We start from the raw sequence: 1,941 nt of genomic DNA, 5'->3' as shown, positions 1-1,941 counted from the left end.
AACCTTCGTGCTCCTCCGTTACGCTTTAGGAGGAGACCGCCCCAGTCAAACTACCCACCAGACACTGTCCGCAACCCGGATTACGGGTCTACGTTAGAACACCAGCCATTAAAGGGTGGTATTTCAAGGTTGGCTCCACGCAGACTGGCGTCCACGCTTCAAAGCCTCCCACCTATCCTACACATCAAGGACCAGTGTTCAGTGTCAAGCTATAGTAAAGGTTCACGGGGTCTTTCCGTCTTGCCGCGGGTACACTGCATCTTCACAGCGAGTTCAATTTCACTGAGTCTCGGGTGGAGACAGCCTGGCCATCATTACGCCATTCGTGCAGGTCGGAACTTACCCGACAAGGAATTTCGCTACCTTAGGACCGTTATAGTTACGGCCGCCGTTTACCGGGGCTTCGATCAAGAGCTTCAGCTTGCGCTTAACCCCATCAATTAACCTTCCGGCACCGGGCAGGCGTCACACCGTATACGTCCACTTTCGTGTTTGCACAGTGCTGTGTTTTTAATAAACAGTTGCAGCCAGCTGGTATCTTCGACTGCCTTCAGCTCCATCCGCGAGGGACTTCACCTACCGACAGCGTGCCTTCTCCCGAAGTTACGGCACCATTTTGCCTAGTTCCTTCACCCGAGTTCTCTCAAGCGCCTTGGTATTCTCTACCTGACCACCTGTGTCGGTTTGGGGTACGATTTGATGTTACCTGATGCTTAGAGGCTTTTCCTGGAAGTGCGGCATTTGTTACTTCAGCACCGTAGTGCCTCGTCATCACACCTCAGCGTTGGATAAGAGTCCGGATTTACCTAAACTCTCCGCCTACATGCTTAAACCGGGACAACCGTCGCCCGGCTAACATAGCCCTCTCCGTCCCCCCTTCGCAGTAACACCGAGTACAGGAATATTAACCTGTTTCCCATCGACTACGCCTTTCGGCCTCGCCTTAGGGGTCGACTCACCCTGCCCCGATTAACGTTGGACAGGAACCCTTGGTCTTCCGGCGAGCGGGTTTTTCACCCGCTTTATCGTTACTTATGTCAGCATTCGCACTTCTGATACCTCCAGCAGACCTCACAGTCCACCTTCGACGGCTTACAGAACGCTCCCCTACCCAACAACGCATAAGCGTCGCTGCCGCAGCTTCGGTGCATGGTTTAGCCCCGTTACATCTTCCGCGCAGGCCGACTCGACCAGTGAGCTATTACGCTTTCTTTAAATGATGGCTGCTTCTAAGCCAACATCCTGGCTGTCTGTGCCTTCCCACATCGTTTCCCACTTAACCATGACTTTGGGACCTTAGCTGGCGGTCTGGGTTGTTTCCCTCTTCACGACGGACGTTAGCACCCGCCGTGTGTCTCCCGTGATAACATTCTTCGGTATTCGTAGTTTGCATCGGGTTGGTAAGCCGGGATGGCCCCCTAGCCGAAACAGTGCTCTACCCCCGAAGATGAGTTCACGAGGCGCTACCTAAATAGCTTTCGGGGAGAACCAGCTATCTCCCGGTTTGATTGGCCTTTCACCCCCAGCCACAAGTCATCCGCTAATTTTTCAACATTAGTCGGTTCGGTCCTCCAGTTAGTGTTACCCAACCTTCAACCTGCCCATGGCTAGATCACCGGGTTTCGGGTCTATACCCTGCAACTTAACGCCCAGTTAAGACTCGGTTTCCCTGCGGCTCCCCTATACGGTTAACCTTGCTACAGAATATAAGTCGCTGACCCATTATACAAAAGGTACGCAGTCACCCCATAAAAGAGGCTCCCACTGCTTGTACGTACACGGTTTCAGGTTCTGTTTCACTCCCCTCGCCGGGGTTCTTTTCGCCTTTCCCTCACGGTACTGGTTCACTATCGGTCAGTCAGGAGTATTTAGCCTTGGAGGATGGTCCCCCCATATTCAGACAGGATACCACGTGTCCCGCCCTACTCTTCGAACTCACAG

1 rRNA gene is annotated in these 1,941 nt (G+C 53.2%); it reads right to left on the bottom strand.

The features are described from left to right. Window positions 1-1,941, bottom strand: a 23S ribosomal RNA gene (locus AAE045_RS23090); the annotation flags it as partial.

The sequence above is a fragment of the Dryocola clanedunensis genome, from assembly GCF_038405435.1.
Lineage (GTDB): Bacteria > Pseudomonadota > Gammaproteobacteria > Enterobacterales > Enterobacteriaceae > Dryocola > Dryocola clanedunensis_A.
This window is presented reverse-complemented; position numbering and strand designations above follow the sequence as displayed.